We start from the raw sequence: 1,874 nt of genomic DNA on the forward strand, positions 1-1,874 counted from the left end.
CCTCCCCGAAGATCGAATGCTTGCGGTTGAGGTGCGGCTGCGCGCCGACGGTGATGAAGAACTGCGAACCGTTGGTCTCGGTGCCGGCGCCCGCATTCGCCATCGCGAGCAGATAGCCCCGGTCGAAGCGCAGATCCGGGTGGAACTCGTCGGCGAACTCGAAGCCCGGCCCACCACGGCCGGTGCCTGTCGGATCGCCGCCCTGGATCATGAACCCCGGAATGATCCGGTGAAAGACGGCGCCGTCGTAGAACGGGCCACTTTCCGTCCCACCGGCATTGACGGTGGAGTACGGCGCGGTGCCGTCGGCGAGACCGACGAAGTTGCGCACCGTCTTCGGGGCGTGGTTACCGAAAAGCGCGATCCTGATATCGCCGTGGTTGGTGTGCAGAGTTGCCACGGCCGTCTGGTTGGGTGAGGTCACGCAGTTATGGTGCCACGCGACACGTCGAATCTGTTTGTGCCACAGTGGTCGAATGAAGCTTCGTAATCCGCTGCTCGCGTCGATCGCGCTCGCCGGGGCGGGCGCCCTGGCCTACCTGGCCCGCGCCAAGCGTCCACAACTGCCGGAACCGGCCGCCGAGCCGCCGCGTCTGGGGTATTCCCGCAACGGCTCGGCATCGGAGACAGCCACACACTGAGCCGACACGACCGGGATCATCACGGCCCGGAGAGCGATACGGGTCCTGGGTGTCACATCGGCAGATCTAGCGGAATCGGCGTTGTCGCCGACGTGTCAGCCGCAAGCTGTGGCCTAAGGGTATACACGGCCTCCTGCGGATCATTCACGGCTCGAGGCCGGTCTCCGGTCCAGGCGTAGCCGAACGAGTACCGCCGAAAGGCCTTCGCACGGGTCCGGGTTCCAGTCCGTAGCGCGGAAGCACCGATGCCTATCGTCGCGGTGGATACTTCGATCGTCGCCCGTCCACGCTGACACTGGCAGACAACCAGGAACCCGGCTCGCAGCCTCTACCGGCGTGCTCACAGCCAGAATAAAAGTGATGCGTATCACTCAATAGAGCTGGAACCGCTTCGGTAGGCACCGCGTCCAACCTCTATGTAAGGCAAAGTTCAGCTTAGCTGCCGGGGCGAATCGTTCATGCGTGCGAGCCGGTTCAATGGTTCGCGTCATCCTGGCGGGACTTGCACTTCACCAGGGACGGGGAGGTTCCATGTTGGTTGATCCTGATCGTTTGTGGTTGTTGTCGCACTCGACGGACACGACTACCAGCGTGACAGGCGATCTTTCTACTAGCGATTCCGTGACGTCGTTGCCCGCTTCTGCCGGAGCAATCAACCCTGAGTCCCTGAAGGATATCGATTTTCTCATTTCGGGGACGAGTCCCCGCGAATCGCGCTCCGATGATGACTCTAATGTCATGTGGACCCACCTCTGCTCAACTCCTCAGCCGATAGCGATTGACAAACTAAGACTTGCCAGCTCACCAAGAGTGCGTGGCATCGATATTCGACATGTTCAAGAGTTGATCGAGGCAGGTATCACTGCTCCACCAATCGTCGTCAACCGAGAAACGATGGAGGTGATCGATGGCGCTCACCGACTTATGGCAGCGCGGAAACGCGGCGAATCGACAATCAATGTCTCGTTCTTCGATGGCTCCGAAACAGACGCCTTCTTGTTCGCCGTCCATGTTAATGCCGAGCAAGGTCTACCACTTTCCCGGGAAGACCGATTGGCGGCAACTCGTCGAATATTCGAGACCCATGGAACGTGGTCCGATCGAATGATCGCGGAACTAGTTGGACTGTCATCAAAGACTATCGCTTCGATTCGGACTTGTTCAACTGAGGCCGATTCCCGGTTGAACAAGCGATTGGGCCGGGATGGCAAGATGCGGCCAGTCGACAGTTCG

The 1,874-nt window shown here is 60.2% G+C and carries 3 protein-coding genes; 2 read left to right on the forward strand and 1 reads right to left on the reverse strand.

Annotated elements, in window-relative coordinates; translation table 11 throughout:
* Positions 1-424: peptidylprolyl isomerase (locus ACFWF3_RS34265; protein WP_379318180.1), on the reverse strand; the 424-nt coding region annotated here is incomplete at its 3' end.
* 52 nt (positions 425-476) lie between these two features.
* On the opposite strand from ACFWF3_RS34265, the gene ACFWF3_RS34270 reads away from it, so the two are divergent.
* A complete protein-coding gene (locus ACFWF3_RS34270) occupies positions 477-641 on the forward strand; it encodes a hypothetical protein (protein WP_379318182.1) in 165 nt (54 codons plus the stop codon).
* 531 nt (positions 642-1,172) lie between these two features.
* On the forward strand, positions 1,173-1,874 hold a 702-nt coding region (locus tag ACFWF3_RS34275), incomplete at its 3' end, for a ParB/RepB/Spo0J family partition protein (protein WP_379318184.1).

Origin of the sequence: Nocardia sp. NPDC060220 (assembly GCF_042727815.1) — a bacterium.
GTDB lineage: Bacteria > Actinomycetota > Actinomycetes > Mycobacteriales > Mycobacteriaceae > Nocardia.

Excerpts from the sequence above, each read along its gene's own strand:
- ACFWF3_RS34270 (WP_379318182.1), top strand. The coding sequence starts at position 477 with ATGAAGCTTCGTAATCCGCTGCTCGCGTCGATCGCGCTCGCCGGGGCG.